We start from the raw sequence: 17,508 nt of genomic DNA on the forward strand, positions 1-17,508 counted from the left end.
CGGCATGGATCATTCCCGCTTCAACCTGTCGCGCTGGGCGCTGGAGCACCAGCCGCTGACCCGCTACCTGCTGGTGTTGTTGTTGCTGGCCGGGCTGCTGGCGTTTTTCCGGCTGGGCCAGGATGAGGACCCGCCGTTCACCTTCCGCGTAATGGTGGTGCAGGCCTTCTGGCCCGGCGCCACCGCCGAGCAGATCGCGGTGCAGGTCACGGACAAGATCGAGCGGCAACTGCAGGAAGTGCCATACGCCGACAAGATCCGCAGCTTTTCCAAGCCCGGCGAGACCACGGTCATCTTCCAGCTCAAGGACACGTCTCCGGCGAAGGAGACCGCGCAGATCTGGTACACCGTGCGCAAGAAGATCGGCGATATTGCGCAGACACTGCCGGCAGGCGTGCGCGGCCCGTATTTCAACGACGAGTTCGGCGACGTGTACGGCAGCATCTACGCGTTGTCGGCCGATGGCTTCAACTACAAGGAACTGCGGGAGTATGCCGACCTGGTGCGCCAGGAGCTGCTGCGCGTGCCGGCGGTCGCCAAGGTGTCGCTGCTGGGCCTGCAGGACGAGAAGATCTACATCGAGTTCAACCAGGCGCGCTTTGCCCAGCTCGGGCTGGACATCAATGCCATTGCCGACCAGATCACGCAGCAGAACAACCTGAACGGCAGCGGCGTGCTGGTCACGCCGACCGACAACCTGCAAGTGCGCGTGACCGGCCAGTTCGCCAGTGTGTCGGACCTGGAAAACCTGGTGCTGCGCGGTCCCAACGGTATCGGTATTGCGAATATCCGCCTGGGCGACATCGCGCACGTCTACCGCGGCTATGTCGATCCGCCGCAGAGCACCATGCGCTACAACGGCAAGAACGTGATCGGGCTCGGCATCTCGATGGCGAAGGGCGGGGACATCATCGAGCTCGGCAAGAACCTGCGCGCTGCGTCCGAACGCCTGCGCGGCCAGTTGCCGGTCGGCATCGAAATGGACCAGGTGCAGGACCAGCCGCAGGCCGTCAAGCGCTCGGTCGGCGAGTTCGTGCACGTGCTGATCGAGGCCGTGGTGATCGTGCTCGGGGTCAGCTTCGTCTCGCTGGGCCTGCATACGCGGCCGCTGCGCCTGGATGCCCGCCCCGGCCTGGTGGTGGCGCTGACCATCCCGCTGGTGCTGGCCGTGACTTTCCTGTTCATGAATATCTTCGGCATTGGCCTGCACAAGATATCGCTGGGCGCGCTGATCGTGGCGCTCGGGCTGCTGGTCGATGACGCCATCATTGCCGTGGAGATGATGGTGCGCAAGCTGGAGGAGGGGCTTTCCAAGATGGAGGCCGCCACCTATGCCTACACCTCCACGGCGATGCCGATGCTGACCGGCACGCTGATCACGGCAGCGGGCTTCCTGCCGGTGGGCCTCGCGAAATCCACGGTCGGCGAATACACCTTTGCGATCTTCGCCGTGACCGCGCTGGCGCTTGTGTTGTCATGGCTGGCGGCGGTCTATTTCACGCCCTACCTCGGCTATCTGCTGCTGAAGTCGCGTCCGGGAGGTGGCGAGCACCATGAGGTGTTCGATACGCCGTTCTATGCAAGCTTCCGGCGCCTGGTCGACTGGTGCGTGACCTGGCGCAAGACCGTCATCGTGGTCACGCTGGTTGCGTTCGGGCTGGGCATCTATGCGTTCAAGTTCGTCGAGAAGCAGTTCTTCCCGGACTCGAGCCGGCCCGAACTGATGGTCGAGATGTGGATGCCCGAGGGCACCAGCTTCGCCCAGATGGAGGCCGCGGCCAAACGCTTCGAGACCGTCATGCGCCGGGACCGTGACGTGCAGAGCCTGACCACCTTCGTTGGCACCGGCGCGCCGCGCTTCTACCTGCCGCTGGACCAGATCTTCCCGCAAAGCAACGTGGCGCAGGTGATCGTGATGCCGGTCAGCACCGAGGTGCGCGACGCGTTGCGCCAGCGCGTGATCGCGGTGCTGAACAGCCAGTTCCCGCAATTGCGCGGGCGCGTCAAGCTGCTGCCCAACGGGCCGCCCGTAGCGTACCCGGTGCAGTTCCGTGTGATCGGTCCCGACGCCGCGGGCGTGCGCCAGCTGGCCGACCGGGTCAAGGCCCTGATGCGGGCGAACCCGAACACGGTCGGCGTGAACGACAACTGGAACGAGAGCGTCAAGATGCTGCGCCTGGAGATCGACCAGGACAAGGCACGCGCGCTGGGCGTGACCACCAGCTCCATCGCGCGCGTCACGCAGACGGTGCTGACCGGTATTCCGGTCGGCCAGTACCGCGACGGCGACAAGCTGATCGACATCATGATGCGCACGCCGCGCAACGAGCGCGACGCCATGTCCGACCTCGGCAATATCCAGGTGCCGACCAATACCGGCCGCGTCGTGCCGCTCACGCAGGTGGCGCGTCTGTCGCTGCGATCCGAGCCGGGCGTGATCTGGCGCGAGAACCGCGATTTCGGCGTGACCGTGCAGGCCGATGTGGTGGACGGCATCCAGGGACCGACCGTGACCGCGCAGATCGATCCTCTGCTCAACAATCTGCGCGAGCAGCTGCCGCCGGGCTACCGCATCACGGTGGCCGGGGCCGAGGAAGAGAGCGGCAAGGCGGGGGCGTCGATTGCCGCGCAGCTGCCGTTGTGCATCTTCCTGATCTTCACGCTGCTCATGCTTCAGTTGCACAGCTTTTCGCGCGCGCTGATGGTGTTCCTGACCGGTCCTCTGGGCCTGATCGGCGCTGCGGCCACGCTGCTGTTGCTGCGTGCGCCGATGGGCTTCGTGGCCCAGTTGGGCATCACCGCGCTCCTCGGCATGATCATCCGCAACTCGGTGATCCTGGTGGACCAGATCGAACAGGACATCAAGGCCGGCGTGCCGGCGTGGAACGCTATCGTCGAAGCGGCGGTGCGCCGCTTCCGCCCGATCATCCTGACCGCGGCGGCTGCCGTGCTGGCGATGATCCCGCTGTCACGTTCGCTGTTCTGGGGACCGATGGCGGTGGCCATCATGGGCGGGCTGATCATCGCCACGGTGCTGACGCTGCTGTTCCTGCCGGCGTTGTATGCGGCATGGTTCCGGGTCGGGCGGCCAGAGGCGGGCGTGGGGCCGGTAACTGCCTGAGCGTGCCAGGCAAAACCAGCCCGTCGCCAATGCGACGGGCTGGCGCACAAGCAGGCATTGCTGCGGGTGTCAGGACTAGTTGCAAAGCGTGCCGGGAACCGGCTTGCCGGAATTCGTCAGGCCCTGGCAGGCATCGCCGACCACCAGCGTCGTGTCGCCGGCACTGGCCGGGGACAGCTTGAGCTTGCCGGCCACCGTACAGCACCCGCGAGGCACCGGAGCTGGTGGCGGCGCAGGGGCTACGGCAGGGGCGGGCGTCGCCGGGGGCGTTGTCCTGGTGGTGGCAGGGGCGGGCTTGGGCGCGGCGGAATCGACCTGCTCATCCGCATCGGGGTAGACGCACTGGCCCTGCTGGCAAATCCGTTCCCCTTTGCATTGCATGTCGTACTGACAACCGGCAGCCTTGACCGTCGATGACCATGCAAGCGCCACCGAAGCTGCCAACAGCAAGGCAGGTAATTTCATATCCCCTCCCGTGCGGGGCTGAGGCATTGCGGGAGCGCCCCACACAGTGCGACGTTGTGCGAGCATGCGGTGCGCGTCCGACAACTTCAGCATAGATGGCGGACTACCATCGCGAAAGGCGAGGCACATGAGGGCTTGCACTATGTCGCGGGGGCGGGGCTGGATTCCCCCCGAGGCTTGCGCTACAATCCGCTGCTTCGTTGCACAGCCGGCGCGCAAGCACGGCAGCGGGCGACGCGGGAAGGCGGGCAGTTCCAGCCGCCTTTTTTGCTTTCGCGCGCTATGGTGCCAACGAGCATCGCGGCCACCGTCCGGCGGCCGCAAGGACCGCGAGGGTGGCGAAATTGGTAGACGCACCAGGTTTAGGTCCTGACGCCAGCAATGGTGTAGGGGTTCGAGTCCCCTCCCTCGCACCATCATCTCTGCCCAGGCTCCTTTGTGGCCGACGGGCGACATCCCCAGTTCCGGCGCGCAGGCCTTCCGAGCAGCCTTTCGCAGCAAGCCATATTTGACAAAGAGCGCCTTGCTGGCACTCCCGGCGTCGCTGGCGCTAACGTTTCCGTATCTTCCCTACGCTAAGCTCGGCACCCCTACATCAAAGCGTGGATCCGGCGATGGCATGGTGCTTGAAACAAGCGGAGCGACATACGCCCAAGCGGGCGAAACCGTCGGCCCTTGAGGTCGAACGAGGCGCGTCAATTTCTGCTGCCGAAGCGGAATTCTCCCGAAGTTTTTGTATAGGCAAAAAATTCTTGTGCACAAGATTTGTTGCCTATACACTAAATAAGTGCTGATCGAATTTGACCCAGACAAGGACCGGGCCAATCTGGTAAAGCATGGCGTGTCTCTGGCCACGGCTGGAGACTTCGAAATGGACACTGCCATCATGCGCAGGGATGCCCGGTACGAATACGGCGAAGCGCGCATCGTTGCTATCGGACTGATCGGCGATCGTGTCCACGTGTTGGTCTTTACGATGCGTGGCGAGACAGTACGGGTTATCAGCCTGCGCAAGGCCAATCGCCGAGAGGTGTTCAAGTATGTCGTCGAAACGCAAGATCCATATTCCTGACAGCGCAGAGGACCAGGCGCTGACGCTTGCCGCCGAGTCTGACGCGGACAACCCTCCGCTTACGGAAAAGGAACTCGCGGAAATGCAGCCGGCGCGCGAAGTGCTGCCGAAGCTGGCTGGCGAGGCAGTAGCCCGATCACTGCTCAAGCCTCGGGGCAGGCCGGCCTTGCCAGCAGACCAGCGCAAGGTCACCCTCAATATGCGGGCCGACCGCGATGTCATCGAGGCGTTCAAGGCAACTGGTGAGGGCTGGCAGACTCGCATCAACGACGTGCTGCGAGCCTATCTGAAGGCCCATCGCATGTTGCCGCGGGAGTGAGGCGCGACGAACACTGGCCGGGTGGTTGGCAGCCTGTTCGGCCCGGTGGTTGCCGGTAATATGCCGGTATTTCCTGAATCGCACGCTGACGCATGCCTTCCAAGCCCGCATTTCCATGGACGCCGCGACGCTGGCGCCTGCTGTTCTGGCCTTGCCTGATCGCAGTGCTGGTACTGGCCCTCATGCCGCCCACGCAACCGATACCCACGACGGGCTGGGACAAGGCCAACCACGTACTGGCTTTTCTGATGCTCGGCTGCCTCGGCCAGCATGCTTATGCGGGCAAACGTACGGCGGTGCTGCTGGCCCTTGTGGGGTATGGCGTGCTGATCGAGGTTCTGCAGGGCATGACGTCGTACCGGGACGCGGACGCCGCCGACGTGCTGGCGGACTCGATTGGACTGCTGGTGTCCGTGGGGCTCGACTGGGTGCTGGCGTGGGCTGGCCGGCAGCGTGCCGGCGCATCGCGCGGTTAGTTTTCCTCAGCTTCGAGCACGAAGCCGGCGCCGTCGTCCTGCGCCAGCAGTTCCTTGAGCACCGGCATGGCCTCCTGCAGCGATTCCTTGAGCCGCCACGGCGGGTTGACGATGAACATGCCGCTGCCGTGCAGCCCCAGGCCGCCGGCAACCGGATGCTTGACCGTCAGGCTGACATGCAGCCAGCTTTTCAGCGGCAGGTTCTTCAACTGCACGGGCAGCTGTATCGATTCGCGACGCTGGACTTGCGGATACCAGACTGCGTAGATGCCGGTGGCAAAGCGCTGCAGGCCGTCCTGGACCGTCTGCACGGTGCGTGCGTAGTCCTGCTTGTCTTCATAGGACGGGTCGATCAGCACCAGCGCGCGGCGCGGGGGCGGCGGCAGGATGGCCTTGATGCCGCCGAAGCCGTCGCCGTCATAGAGCATGACCTTTCGGCCGGCGCCGCGAAAGTTGTCGCGCAGCACCTGGATTTCGGTGCTGTGCAGTTCAAACAGGCGCAGGCGGTCCTGGTCGCGCAGCATCTGCCAGGCCAGCCACGGCGAGCCTGGATAGTGGCGAAGCTGCCCGTCCGGATTCAGCGCCCGCACCTGGTCCAGATAGTCCTCCAGCATCGGGCACAGCGGGGTGCCACTGGCGGCGGCGCGCCATAGGGGGCCGATGCCAGTCTCGAACTCCGACTTCTTCTGCGCGTAGGCATGATCCAGCGCATAGAGGCCCGCGCCCGCGTGCGTGTCGATGTACCAGAACGCCTTGTCTTTCTGCGTCAGGTGCTCGAGCAACTGCACCACAACGGCGTGCTTGAGGACATCGGCATGGTTGCCGGCATGGAAGGCGTGGCGATAGGACAGCATGGCGGATCAGCGCGGGGCGGCGGCCGGGAAGGCGGAGCCGGGGTTGCAGGATGGGGCGCTATGCTACCATCCGCCGCCAGTCGCCCCCTGACTCGCGTTCCTGCTTCCTGTCCTGCCTATGCCGCGCGCACTCGAGCCCGCCGAGCCCATCCTGTCTGCCGAAGGCACCCCGTATTCCCCACGCTACGACGACGTCTACCACAGCGCCAAAGGCGGCCTGGCGCAGGCGCGTCACGTTTTCCTTGCCGGCAACGGGCTGCCGCTGGCCTGGGCGGGGCGCGAGCAGTTCGTGATCGTAGAGACCGGTTTCGGGCAGGGGCTGAACTTCCTGGCGACCTGGCAAGCGTGGCGCAATGATCCGCAGCGCTGCACCCGCCTGCACTTCGTCTCGATCGAAAAGCACCCGTTCACGCGCCAGGGGCTGGGGCAACTGCATGCCGGGCTGGCGGAATTGTTGCCGCTTGCCATGCAGTTGCAGGCGGCCTGGCCGGAAGCGCTGCCCGGCCTGCACCGGCTTGCCTTCGAAGGTGGCGGCGTGACGCTGACACTCGCACTGGGCGATATCGAGACCGTGCTGCCAAAGCTTGCGGCGGGAGCCGACGCGTTCTACCTGGACGGCTTTTCCCCGGCGCGCAATGCGGATATGTGGTCACCCGCGGTGTTCCGCGGGCTGGCGCGCCTGGCGCGGCCGGGCGCCACGCTCGCGACCTACACGGCGGCGGGGTTCGTGCGCCGTGGGCTGCAGGAAGCCGGCTTCGAGGCGCGCAAGGCGCCGGGCTTCGGCGGCAAGCGCGACATGACGGTTGCGGCATTCCGCCCGGGGTGGAAGTCGAGGCGGCATGCGCCAAGTCCGGCCGGCGACTGGAAGGTGCGGCATGCCATCGTGATCGGCGCTGGGCTGGCCGGCTGCGCCGTGACGGAAAGACTTGCCTCGCGCGGCTGGCAGGTGACGCTGCTGGATGCCCACGATGGCCCCGCCCGGCAGACGTCATCCCATCGTGCGGCCGCCATGCATGCGCATATCTCGGCCGACGACGGCCTGTTGTCCCGCCTGTCGCGCGCGGGAAACCAGTACGCGCTGCGTGCCTGGGCCGCGCTGGCTGCGGCTGGGCATCCGGTGGGATGGCATGGGTGCGGGGTGCTCCAGATCGGCGAAAACGAAGCGGAGTCCGAAGCGCAACGCGCTGCGCTCGAGGCGCTGGGACTGCCGGAGTCCTTCGTGCGCTGGATGACGCCCGGGGAAGCTGCCACCCATCACCACGCCGGCGTGCCGCGTGGGGGGCTGTGGTTCCCCCAGGGCGGCTGGGTGGCGCCGCCGGACATCTGCAATGCGCAGTTGCGCCGCGCGGGAGATGCCGTCCACGCGAGGTTTGGGACGCGCGTGGATCGCATCCGCCGGTGCGACGATGCGTGGCAGGCCATCGGTCACGATGGCGCCACCCTGGCGTCGGCTCCCGTCCTGGTTCTGGCCAATGCTCACGAAGCGCCCAGGCTTGCCCCGATGCGGCACCAGGTGATCCGTCGTGTACGTGGCCAGCTCACCACGCTTGCGCCGGAGCAGGTCGGGCTGCTTGGGCAATGGCCCGATTGCGTGGTGACGGGGGCAGGGTACCTGCTCCCCAGCGCGGAAGATGGCAGTGTGCGGGTAGGGTCCAGCTATGAAGCCGACGAAGGGCCGCTGGTGGCGCGCACGGAAGTGCACGCCGCGAACCTGGAGCGTCTGGCCGGGTTGTTGCCTGGGGCTGGTGAGGCAGTCAGGAACCTGGACGCCAGCCGGATGAGTGGGTATGTCGGCGTGCGCACTGTTTCCCACAACCGCTTGCCAATGATTGGCCAGATGCCGGACGAGGCAGCCGCCGCTGCCGCGGCGGTGGCATTGCGCGGGGCGCACTTGCGCGACGTTCCGCGCCTGCCGGGGCTTTACGTGGCACTTGCCTATGCGTCGCGCGGCCTCACATGGGCGGCACTGGGGGCGGAATTGCTGGCAAGCCAGATCGAGGGCGAGCCCCTCCCGCTGGAAGCTGACCTGGCCGATGCCGTGGATCCGGCGCGCTTGCTCCTGCGTGCGCTGCGCCATGGGCAAGTGGTCCGCACAGAAGAGCATTCTGGTGGTGCGTCAGGGTAAAAACTGCCGGAACCGGACGCGAATCGTGCGATAATGCCCGTTTTCCGTTTGCGCGGACCTTGCAATTCGCGGGCACGCGCCAGTGCCGGACTGGCCGGCGCGCAAGCGATTGCGCTACGAACACAACTACATTTCTGGATTGGATCACGACCATGTCGAACGTCATTGAAAACCTCGGCAAACTGGACCGCAAGGTGACCCTGGCCATTCCCAAGGCCGAAGTCGAAAAGGAAAAGCAGGAACGCCTGGTTCGCCTGTCGAAGACGGTGAAGATGTCGGGCTTCCGTCCGGGCAAGGTGCCGATGAAGATGGTCGAGAAGCAGTACGGCCAACAAGTCGAATTCGAAGTGCGCTTCGACAAGGCTGCCCGCAAGTTCTTCGACATCACGAAGGAACAGGAGGTCAAGGTTGCCGGCCAGCCGAAGTTCGAGATCAAGACCGAAGGCGTGGGCGAGGACGAAGTCGCGTTCGACGCCACCTTCGAGGTGTACCCGGAAGTCAAGCTGGGCGACCTGTCGGGCGCGGAAGTGACGCGCACCAAGACCGATATCACCGACGCCGAAATCGACAAGACCATCGACATCCTGCGCAAGCAACGCGTGCACTACCACGTGCGTGGCGAAGCTGGTGAGCACGGCGACGGCGGCGGCGACGTGACCGCCCAGAACGGCGACCGTGTCACGCTGGACTTCGTCGGCAAGATCGAAGGCGTGGAGTTCGCCGGCGGCAAGGCCGAGGACTTCCCGTTCGTGCTGGGCGAAGGCCGCATGCTGCCCGAGTTCGAGGCTGCCACGCTGGGTCTGAAGGTTGGCGAGAGCAAGAGCTTCCCGCTGTCGTTCCCGGCCGACTATCACGGCAAGGACGTGGCCGGCAAGACCGCCGAGTTCACCGTCACGCTGAAGAAGATCGAGTGGGCCCACCTGCCGGAAGTGAACGATGCGTTCGCCAAGTCGCTGGGCATCGCCGACGGCAGCATCGAGAAGATGCGCGCCGACATCCGCGAGAACCTCGAGCGTGAAGTGAAGCGCCGCACGCACGCCATGCTGAAGGACCAGGTCATGGAAGCGCTGCTGAAGGTGAGCGAGCTGGATGTGCCCAAGGCCCTGATCGAGCAGGACCAGGAGCGCCTGGTGCAGATGGCCCGCCGCGACCTGGAACAGCGTGGCATGCCGAACGCCAAGGACATGCCGATTCCGGCCGAGATGTTTGCGCAGCAGGCCGAGCGCCGTGTCAAGCTGGGCCTGATCCTGGCCGAGATCGTCAAGGCCCACGGCCTGGAAGCCAAGGCCGACCAGATCAAGGCCGAGATCGAGGACTTCGCCAAGAGCTACGAAGACCCGAAGGAAGTCATGCGCTGGTACTACGGCGACCAGCAGCGCCTGGCCGAGATGGAAGCCTACGTGCTCGAAAACAACGTGGTAAATTTCGTGTGCGACAAGGCCAAGGTCACCGACAAGACGGTGTCCTTCGAGGAACTGACCGCCGAAGGCAACGCACCGCAAGCCTGAGGTCCGGCATGATTCGCAGCCCCCGCGCCACGGCGCGGGGATGTGAAGCCCGGCGTTCCTTGCCATCCAACGATACCCTGGAGAACTTGCATGACCCGCAATGATTTGCTTGACCGTCTCGCCACCACGCAGGCTTCGGCGCTGGAAACCCAGGGTCTGGGGCTGGTGCCGATGGTGGTCGAGCAGTCCGGCCGGGGCGAGCGCGCCTACGACATCTACTCGCGCCTGCTGAAGGAGCGCGTGGTGTTCCTGGTTGGCGAGGTCAATGACCAGACCGCCAACCTGGTGGTGGCGCAGTTGCTGTTCCTGGAAAGCGAGAACCCGGACAAGGATATTTCGCTGTACATCAACTCGCCGGGCGGTTCGGTCTCGGCAGGTCTGGCGATCTACGACACCATGCAGTTCGTCAAGCCCGATGTACAGACGCTGTGCATGGGCATGGCAGCGAGCATGGGCGCGTTCCTGCTGGCGGCTGGTGCCAAGGGCAAGCGTTCCGCTCTGCCGAACTCGCGCATCATGATTCACCAGCCGCTGGGCGGCGCGCGTGGCCAGGCCTCCGATATCGAGATCCAGGCACGCGAGATCCTGTATCTGCGCGAGCGTCTGAACAGCATCCTGTCCGAAGTGACCGGCCAGCCGGTCGAGAAGATTGCGCGCGACACCGATCGCGACAACTTCATGAGCGGCGACCAGGCAGTGGACTACGGCCTGATCGACAAGGTCATTGCCCGCCGCGGCTGATGCTGCGGGCTGCCGCCGCGGCAAGGTCTTATGCGGCGGCATGTTGGCTGGCCAATCGGCACAGGCTACACCTGAACGAGGCCTTGTGCCTCGTTTTTTGCATTTGTCCCACATACCGGGGTAACCCCCGCCGGCTGGGCAAATTGTTTTGGCGTATGATGCGTTAGAAGCGTACTCCTGCGACGCCCTCCGTGTCGCAGTGCGCACACTGCTAAGTGACTGATTCCTATGGCGGAAAAAAAAGGTTCATCCAGCGAGAAGCTTCTCTACTGCTCCTTCTGCGGCAAGAGCCAGCATGAAGTGAAGAAGCTGATTGCCGGCCCGTCGGTGTTCATCTGCGACGAATGCATCGACCTGTGCAACGAAATCATCCGCGACGAAGCCACGGCATCCGAGAAAGATGCGGCAACGGCCACGCGCTCCGACCTGCCTACGCCGCACGAGATCCGCGAAAGCCTGGATCAGTATGTGATCGGTCAGGAACAGGCCAAGAAGATTCTGGCAGTAGCGGTGTACAACCACTACAAGCGCCTGAAGCACCTTGGCAAGAAGGATGATGTCGAGCTTTCCAAGAGCAACATCCTGCTCATCGGCCCGACCGGCTCGGGCAAGACGCTGCTCGCCCAGACGCTGGCTCGCCTGCTCAACGTGCCGTTCGTGATCGCGGACGCGACCACGCTGACCGAAGCCGGCTATGTCGGCGAGGATGTCGAGAACATCATCCAGAAGTTGCTGCAGAACTGCAATTACGAGGTCGAGAAAGCGCAGCGCGGTATTGTCTACATCGACGAAATCGACAAGATCTCCCGGAAGTCGGATAACCCGTCGATCACGCGCGACGTGTCGGGCGAAGGCGTCCAGCAGGCGCTGCTGAAACTGATCGAAGGCACCATGGCCTCGGTACCGCCGCAAGGTGGCCGCAAGCACCCGAATCAGGACTTCCTGCAGGTGGATACCACCAACATCCTGTTCATCTGCGGCGGAGCATTTGACGGCCTGGAGAAGGTCATCATGCAGCGCTCGGACAAGACCGGCATCGGTTTTGCTGCGCAGGTGCAGAGCAAGGAAGAGCGTGACGTCAGCGAAGTGTTGCCGCAGACCGAGCCGGAAGACTTGATCAAGTTCGGCCTGATTCCCGAACTGATCGGCCGCCTGCCGGTGGTCGCCACGCTGGCCAAGCTGGATGAGACGGCGCTGGTGCAGATCCTAGTCGAGCCCAAGAATGCGCTGGTCAAGCAATACCAGAAGCTGCTGGCGATGGAAGGCGTCGAGCTGGAAATCCGTCCGGCGGCGCTGTCGGCCATCGCCCGCAAGGCGATCCGTCGCAAGACGGGCGCGCGCGGGCTGCGGTCAATCCTTGAGCAGTCGCTGATGGATGTCATGTACGACCTGCCCAACTACAAGGGCGTGCAGAAAGTGGTCATCGACGAGAGCACCATTAACGGGGACGCACCGCCGCTGCTGATGTACGAGGAGCAGCAGCCGAAGGTGTCAGGCTCCAACTGACGCGAGCGCTGTCCGGGTAAAGTGGTCAGGAGCCCACGGCAGCCAGCCAGAAGGCCGTTCGCGTAGAAGCGAGCGGCTTTTTTTGTTTATTTCAACCGACGAAGAGGAGGAAACGCGGGTATGCTGTTCCAGAGGGGCCTGCAAGTGCAGGATGCGACATCAGCCTGTCAATCCGAATCGGTTTCGTCGCGGTATCTTGTAATCGATTTGGGCGGCCCAATTTACGCCTTAAATGACTGACTTGGGGAAAATGATGTCCGGAACACAACTCCTCCCGGCCGAGCCGATTCGCCTCCCACTGTTGCCGCTGCGCGACGTGGTGGTGTTTCCGCACATGGTGATCCCGTTGTTCGTGGGACGCCCGAAGTCCATCAAGGCGCTTGAGACTGCGATGGAGTCGGGCAAGAGCATCATGCTCGTGGCGCAGAAGACTGCCGCCAAGGACGAACCGACCGCCGACGACCTGTATGAGGTCGGCTGCATCGCCAATATCCTGCAAATGCTGAAGCTGCCGGACGGCACCGTGAAGGTGCTGGTCGAAGGCACGCAGCGCGCAAACATCCGCGAGGTCAGCGAGGACGAGTCGCACTTCATGTGCGAAGCCGTTCCCGTGCCGCCTGCGCCGGCCGAAAGCGCCGAGACCGAGGCCCTGCGCCGCGCGATCGTGTCGCAGTTCGACCAGTACGTGAAGCTCAACAAGAAGATCCCGCCGGAGATCCTGACTTCGCTGTCGGGAATCGACGAGGCAGGGCGCCTGGCCGACACGATCGCCGCGCACCTGCCGATCAAGCTCGAGCAGAAGCAGAAGATCCTGGAGATGGTCAACGTGACCGAGCGCCTGGAAAGCCTGCTGTCGCAGCTCGAGGGCGAGATCGATATCCTGCAGGTCGAAAAGCGCATCCGTGGCCGCGTCAAGCGCCAGATGGAGAAGAGCCAGCGCGAGTACTACCTGAACGAGCAGGTCAAGGCTATCCAGAAGGAACTGGGCGAGGGCGAAGAAGGCGCCGACCTGGAAGAGCTCGACAAGCGCATCAAGGCTGCGCGCATGCCGAAGGAAGCCAAGAAGAAGGCCGACGCCGAGTTCAAGAAGCTCAAGCTGATGTCGCCGATGTCGGCCGAAGCCACCGTCGTGCGCAACTACATCGACACGCTGGTGAACCTGCCATGGCGCAAGAAGAGCAAGGTCAACAACGACCTGGCCAACGCCGAGCGCGTGCTGGATGAAGACCACTACGGTCTCGAGAAGGTCAAGGAACGCATTCTTGAGTACCTTGCCGTGCAACAGCGCGTGGACAAGGTCAAGGCGCCGATCCTGTGCCTGGTTGGGCCTCCCGGCGTGGGCAAGACCTCGCTCGGCCAGTCGGTGGCGCGCGCCACGAACCGCAAGTTCGTGCGTATGGCACTGGGTGGCGTGCGTGACGAGGCCGAGATCCGCGGCCACCGCCGTACCTATATCGGTTCGATGCCGGGCAAGATCCTGCAGAGCCTGTCGAAGGTCGGCGTGCGCAATCCGCTCTTCCTGCTCGACGAGATCGACAAGATGGGCATGGACTTCCGCGGCGATCCGTCGTCGGCGCTGCTCGAGGTGCTGGACCCGGAACAGAACCACACGTTCCAGGACCACTACATCGAGGTCGACTTCGATCTGTCGGACGTGATGTTCGTGGCGACGTCGAACTCGCTGAACATTCCGCCGCCGCTGCTTGACCGTATGGAAGTGATCCGCCTGTCGGGTTACACCGAGGAAGAGAAGCTCAACATTGCCACGCGTTACCTGTTGCCGAAGCAGATCAAGAACAATGGTCTGAAGGTTGGCGAGATCGAAGTGAGCGATGCTGCGATCCGCGACATCATCCGCTACTACACGCGCGAAGCCGGTGTCCGTTCGCTCGAGCGCGAGGTGTCCAAGATCGCCCGCAAGGCGGTCAAGCTCCTGCTGCTGAAGAAGGAGTCGGGTACGATCAAAGTCGATTCGGAGAACCTGGACAAGTTCCTCGGCGTGCGCAAGTACGACTTCGGCCTGGCCGGCAAGGAAAACCAGGTTGGCCAGGTGACGGGTCTGGCATGGACGGAAGTGGGCGGCGATCTGCTGACCATCGAAGCCGCGATCATGCCGGGCAAGGGCAACATCACCCGCACCGGTTCGCTGGGCGATGTGATGAAGGAGTCGGTCGAGGCTGCGCGTTCGGTGGTGCGTTCGCGGGCACGTCGCCTGGGCATTCCGGATGAGATGTTCGAGAAGCGCGACATCCACATCCACGTGCCCGAAGGCGCGACGCCCAAGGACGGTCCGTCGGCTGGCGGCGCCATGACGACGGCGCTGGTGTCGGTGCTGACTGGCATCCCGGTGCGTGCGGATGTGGCCATGACCGGCGAGATCACGCTGCGCGGTGAAGTGCTGCCGATCGGCGGCCTCAAGGAGAAGCTGCTGGCTGCTCACCGTGGCGGTATCAAGCTGGTGCTGATTCCCGAGGAAAACGTGAAGGATCTCGCCGAGATTCCTGACAACGTGAAGAACGCCATCGAGATCGTGCCGGTTCGCTGGATCGACAAGGTGCTGGAGCTGGCACTCGAGCGCAAGCCCGAGCCGCTGCCCGAGGAGGATGCCAAGCCCGCCGAGGTGGCGGACAAGGCTACGGCCAAGGTCGAGATGATCCATCACTGATCCGTCTGCCATCCGCCTGCCGCAGGGCAGGCCAGAACGCCGCGGAGTCACATCCGCGGCGTTTTTCTCTATTGCGATGGTGCAGAGTGTTCGATGCGAATCTTTGCGGGATGATTGCGATCAGTGCTTGGCAAATCGAAAACTCTCGTATTACAATCGCGGCCTCGCAACGCAAACAGCGGCAACCATGCAGTAACCGCCGAGTCGTGCGAAGCGAGATACCCTGCAGGCTGCTGTGCCTGCGATGGTCAAGTGGGTGCTTAGCTCAGCTGGTAGAGCGGCGCCCTTACAAGGCGTAGGTCGGGGGTTCGAACCCCTCAGCACCCACCACTTCACCATCGCGGATGTGCCTTGGCTTTCGCAGGAACCGACAAAGGAGTGGTAGTTCAGTCGGTTAGAATACCGGCCTGTCACGCCGGGGGTCGCGGGTTCGAGTCCCGTCCACTCCGCCAGATCATGTCATGCAAAAATGCCCGCAGATGCGGGCATTTTTGCTTTGTGGCGCCAGCGCTCCCAATCTGGCGAGATGCGGGATTGTGCCCCGCATCTGCAACGCTTCCAGGGGGCGCCAAATGGCGGTGCAGCGCCCGGCTCCTGCTAGAATCGCGGAGTTTGACCTTCGTGCCAACCCTCTTACCCGAGTCCGCATGCTTGATTTCGTACGCAACAACCGGCGCCTGATGCTTTTGCTGCTGCTGGTGCTTGTCTTTCCTTCGTTCGTGTTCTTTGGCGTGGAGAGCTATTCGCGCTTCATGGACAGCTCGCACGATGTCGCGAAGGTCGACGGCCGCGCGATCACGGTGCAGGAACTGGACAACGTGGTGCGTGAACAGAGCGAACGCATGCGCCAGATGCTGGGGGCCAGCTACGATCCGCGCCAGTTCGAAGGCCCGGCGCTGCGCAAGAGCGTGATGGACCAGCTGATCCTGCAGCGCGTGGTGGCCAACGAGGTGGCACGCGAGCACCTGACGGTGTCGAACGCACGTCTGTTCGAGGCGATCAACAGCATCCCGGCCATTGCGCAACTGCCGCGCAAGCAGGATGGCTCGATCGACGACAAGGCCTATCTGCAACTGCTGGCGGCGCAGGGCATGACGCCGGAGCAGTTCGATGCGCGCATGCGCTTTGACCTGGCCACGCAGCAGCTGGGCGCCTCGATCGCCGGCACGGCGTTCATACCCAAGTCGCTGCTCGACCGTCTGATCGCCGTGCGCGACCAGCAGCGCGACGTGCAGGCGCTGCTGTTCAAGCCGGCCGACTACACGGCCAAGGTACAGCCGGATGCCGCTGCGCTGAAGGTATATTACGAGAGCCACCAGTCGGCGTTCTCGGTGCCCGAGCAGGCCAAGGTGGAATATGTCGTGCTGTCCGGCGATGCGCTGGCGGCAGCGCAGGCGGTCACGCCGGAGGAACTGAAGTCCTACTACGACAGCAACATCGCGCGCTTCCGCACGGATGAGCAGCGCCGCGCGAGCCATATCCTGATCGCGGCGCCCAAGGATGCTCCGGCGGCGGAGCGCCAGGCGGCCAAGGAAAAGGCAAGCAAGTTGCTGGAAGACCTGCGCAAGCACCCCGACACGTTTGCGGACGTGGCGCGCAAGCAATCGCAGGACCCGGGTTCGGCGGAAAAGGGCGGTGACCTCGGCTTCATGGGCCATGGCGCGCTGGTCAAGCCGTTCGAGGATGCCATGTACGCGCTCAAGGAAGGCCAGATCAGCGACGTGGTGGAAACGGACTACGGCTACCACATCATCAAGCTGACCGGCATCAAGCCGGCCGAGACCAAGCCGCTGGATGCCGTGCGGCCCGAGTTGGAGGCCGAGCTGCGCAAGCAGTTTGCCGCCAAGAAGTACGCGGAAGATGCCGATGCGTTCGGCAATATGGTGTACGAGCAGTCCGACAGCCTGAAGCCCGCTGCCGACAAGTTCAAGCTGACGATCCAGACCGCGGACAACGTGACCCGCCAGCCGAGCGCGGCGCTGGGCGAGAACAACCCGCTCAACAACGAGAAGGTGCTCAAGGCGCTGTTCAGCGATGACGCCATCAAGAACAAGCGCAACACAGAGGCCATCCAGGTCGGCCCGACTACGCTGGTTGCGGCCCGCATCGTGGAATACCGCCCGGCAACCGTGCGCAAGTTCGAGGAGGTCGAAGCCAAGGTGCGCGGAGGCTACGTCGCCCAGCAGGCCGCGGAACTGGCCCGCAAGGACGGGGAGGCACGCCTGGAGGCGCTGAAGAAGAGCGACAGCGCGCAAGGCTTCGGCACTGTCACCATGGTGTCGCGTGCCAAGGCCGAAGGCATGGAGCCCAAGGCAGTGGAAGCCATCATGCGGGCGGATGCCTCGAAGCTGCCCGCCGTGGTCGGCGTGGACCTGGGCGCGAACGGCTACGCGGTCTACCGCATTACCAAGGTCACCCAGCCGCAACAAGCCAACGATGGCCAGCGCCAGGCGGAAGCACAGCAGCTTGCGCAACTGGCTGGCCAGACAGAGCTTGGTGCCTACTACGAGAGCCTGAAGGCACGCTCGAAGGTCAAGATCCTCAGGCCGGTAGCGGCGGCCGATACGGCGGCTGGCAGCGACGCAGCTGCACAATAAGACCCGGACCAACGGCAAAGACCCCTGCATATTTTTTGGCAGGGGTCTTTTCTTTTGTG

The 17,508-nt window shown here is 64.0% G+C and carries 12 protein-coding genes and 3 tRNA genes; 13 read left to right on the forward strand and 2 right to left on the reverse strand.

Going from position 1 to position 17,508, the window contains the following annotated elements:
* Positions 1-4 precede the first annotated feature (4 nt).
* Positions 5-3,121: an efflux RND transporter permease subunit gene (locus LDO29_RS11975; protein WP_224079996.1), complete on the forward strand. Its 3,117-nt coding sequence runs from the start codon at positions 5-7 to the stop codon at positions 3,119-3,121.
* 75 nt (positions 3,122-3,196) lie between these two features.
* Here the strand turns inward: LDO29_RS11975 and LDO29_RS11980 are convergent, their stop codons facing one another.
* Positions 3,197-3,586, reverse strand: coding sequence for a hypothetical protein (locus tag LDO29_RS11980; RefSeq protein WP_224079997.1), 390 nt, complete (start codon positions 3,584-3,586; stop codon positions 3,197-3,199).
* Between the two features lie 329 nt (positions 3,587-3,915).
* Here LDO29_RS11980 and LDO29_RS11985 point away from each other — a divergent pair.
* From LDO29_RS11985 to LDO29_RS12000, 4 genes are all read left to right on the forward strand, one after another.
* Positions 3,916-4,002: transfer RNA gene (locus LDO29_RS11985), tRNA-Leu, on the forward strand.
* Positions 4,003-4,373: 371 nt separating this feature from the next.
* Positions 4,374-4,658, forward strand: a complete 285-nt coding sequence (locus LDO29_RS11990) for a BrnT family toxin (protein ID WP_224079998.1) — start codon at positions 4,374-4,376, stop codon at positions 4,656-4,658.
* Entirely contained in the window at positions 4,627-4,977 is a 351-nt protein-coding gene (locus tag LDO29_RS11995; RefSeq protein ID WP_224079999.1) for a BrnA antitoxin family protein, read from the forward strand. The genes LDO29_RS11990 and LDO29_RS11995 overlap by 32 nt, the downstream gene beginning before the upstream one ends.
* A gap of 92 nt (positions 4,978-5,069) precedes the next feature.
* Positions 5,070-5,453 (forward strand): VanZ family protein, encoded by a 384-nt coding sequence (locus tag LDO29_RS12000; protein ID WP_224080000.1) that lies wholly within the window; start codon positions 5,070-5,072, stop codon positions 5,451-5,453.
* On the opposite strand, the gene LDO29_RS12005 is transcribed toward LDO29_RS12000, so the two are convergent.
* Positions 5,450-6,307, reverse strand: coding sequence for a 23S rRNA (adenine(2030)-N(6))-methyltransferase RlmJ (locus LDO29_RS12005; RefSeq protein WP_224080001.1), 858 nt, complete (start codon positions 6,305-6,307; stop codon positions 5,450-5,452). The genes LDO29_RS12000 and LDO29_RS12005 overlap by 4 nt on opposite strands.
* 118 nt (positions 6,308-6,425) lie before the next feature.
* Between LDO29_RS12005 and mnmC the strand changes: the two genes are divergently transcribed.
* The 8 genes from mnmC to LDO29_RS12045 all read left to right on the forward strand — a co-directional run bounded on the left by mnmC (position 6,426) and on the right by LDO29_RS12045 (position 17,449).
* Positions 6,426-8,432, forward strand: coding sequence for a bifunctional tRNA (5-methylaminomethyl-2-thiouridine)(34)-methyltransferase MnmD/FAD-dependent 5-carboxymethylaminomethyl-2-thiouridine(34) oxidoreductase MnmC (mnmC, locus tag LDO29_RS12010; protein WP_224080002.1), 2,007 nt, complete (start codon positions 6,426-6,428; stop codon positions 8,430-8,432).
* 152 nt (positions 8,433-8,584) lie between these two features.
* Complete coding sequence (gene tig, locus LDO29_RS12015) at positions 8,585-9,940, forward strand: trigger factor (protein ID WP_224080003.1); 1,356 nt, start codon at positions 8,585-8,587, stop codon at positions 9,938-9,940.
* Between the two features lie 90 nt (positions 9,941-10,030).
* Complete coding sequence (gene clpP / locus LDO29_RS12020; protein WP_211948088.1) at positions 10,031-10,681, forward strand: ATP-dependent Clp endopeptidase proteolytic subunit ClpP; 651 nt, start codon at positions 10,031-10,033, stop codon at positions 10,679-10,681.
* 228 nt (positions 10,682-10,909) lie between these two features.
* Positions 10,910-12,187: an ATP-dependent Clp protease ATP-binding subunit ClpX gene (gene clpX, locus LDO29_RS12025; RefSeq protein WP_224080004.1), complete on the forward strand. Its 1,278-nt coding sequence runs from the start codon at positions 10,910-10,912 to the stop codon at positions 12,185-12,187.
* A 253-nt stretch (positions 12,188-12,440) separates the two neighbouring features.
* Complete coding sequence (gene lon / locus LDO29_RS12030) at positions 12,441-14,852, forward strand: endopeptidase La (RefSeq protein ID WP_224080005.1); 2,412 nt, start codon at positions 12,441-12,443, stop codon at positions 14,850-14,852.
* 254 nt (positions 14,853-15,106) lie between these two features.
* A tRNA-Val gene (locus LDO29_RS12035) sits at positions 15,107-15,182 on the forward strand.
* A gap of 45 nt (positions 15,183-15,227) precedes the next feature.
* Positions 15,228-15,304 (forward strand) — tRNA-Asp (locus LDO29_RS12040).
* A gap of 195 nt (positions 15,305-15,499) precedes the next feature.
* The gene (locus tag LDO29_RS12045) at positions 15,500-17,449 is read left to right on the forward strand and encodes a SurA N-terminal domain-containing protein (RefSeq protein ID WP_224080006.1); all 1,950 of its coding nucleotides are present in this window, start codon (positions 15,500-15,502) and stop codon (positions 17,447-17,449) included.
* The last annotated feature ends 59 nt before the right edge of the window (positions 17,450-17,508 follow it).

The organism is Cupriavidus laharis, assembly GCF_914271435.1.
GTDB lineage: Bacteria > Pseudomonadota > Gammaproteobacteria > Burkholderiales > Burkholderiaceae > Cupriavidus > Cupriavidus laharis.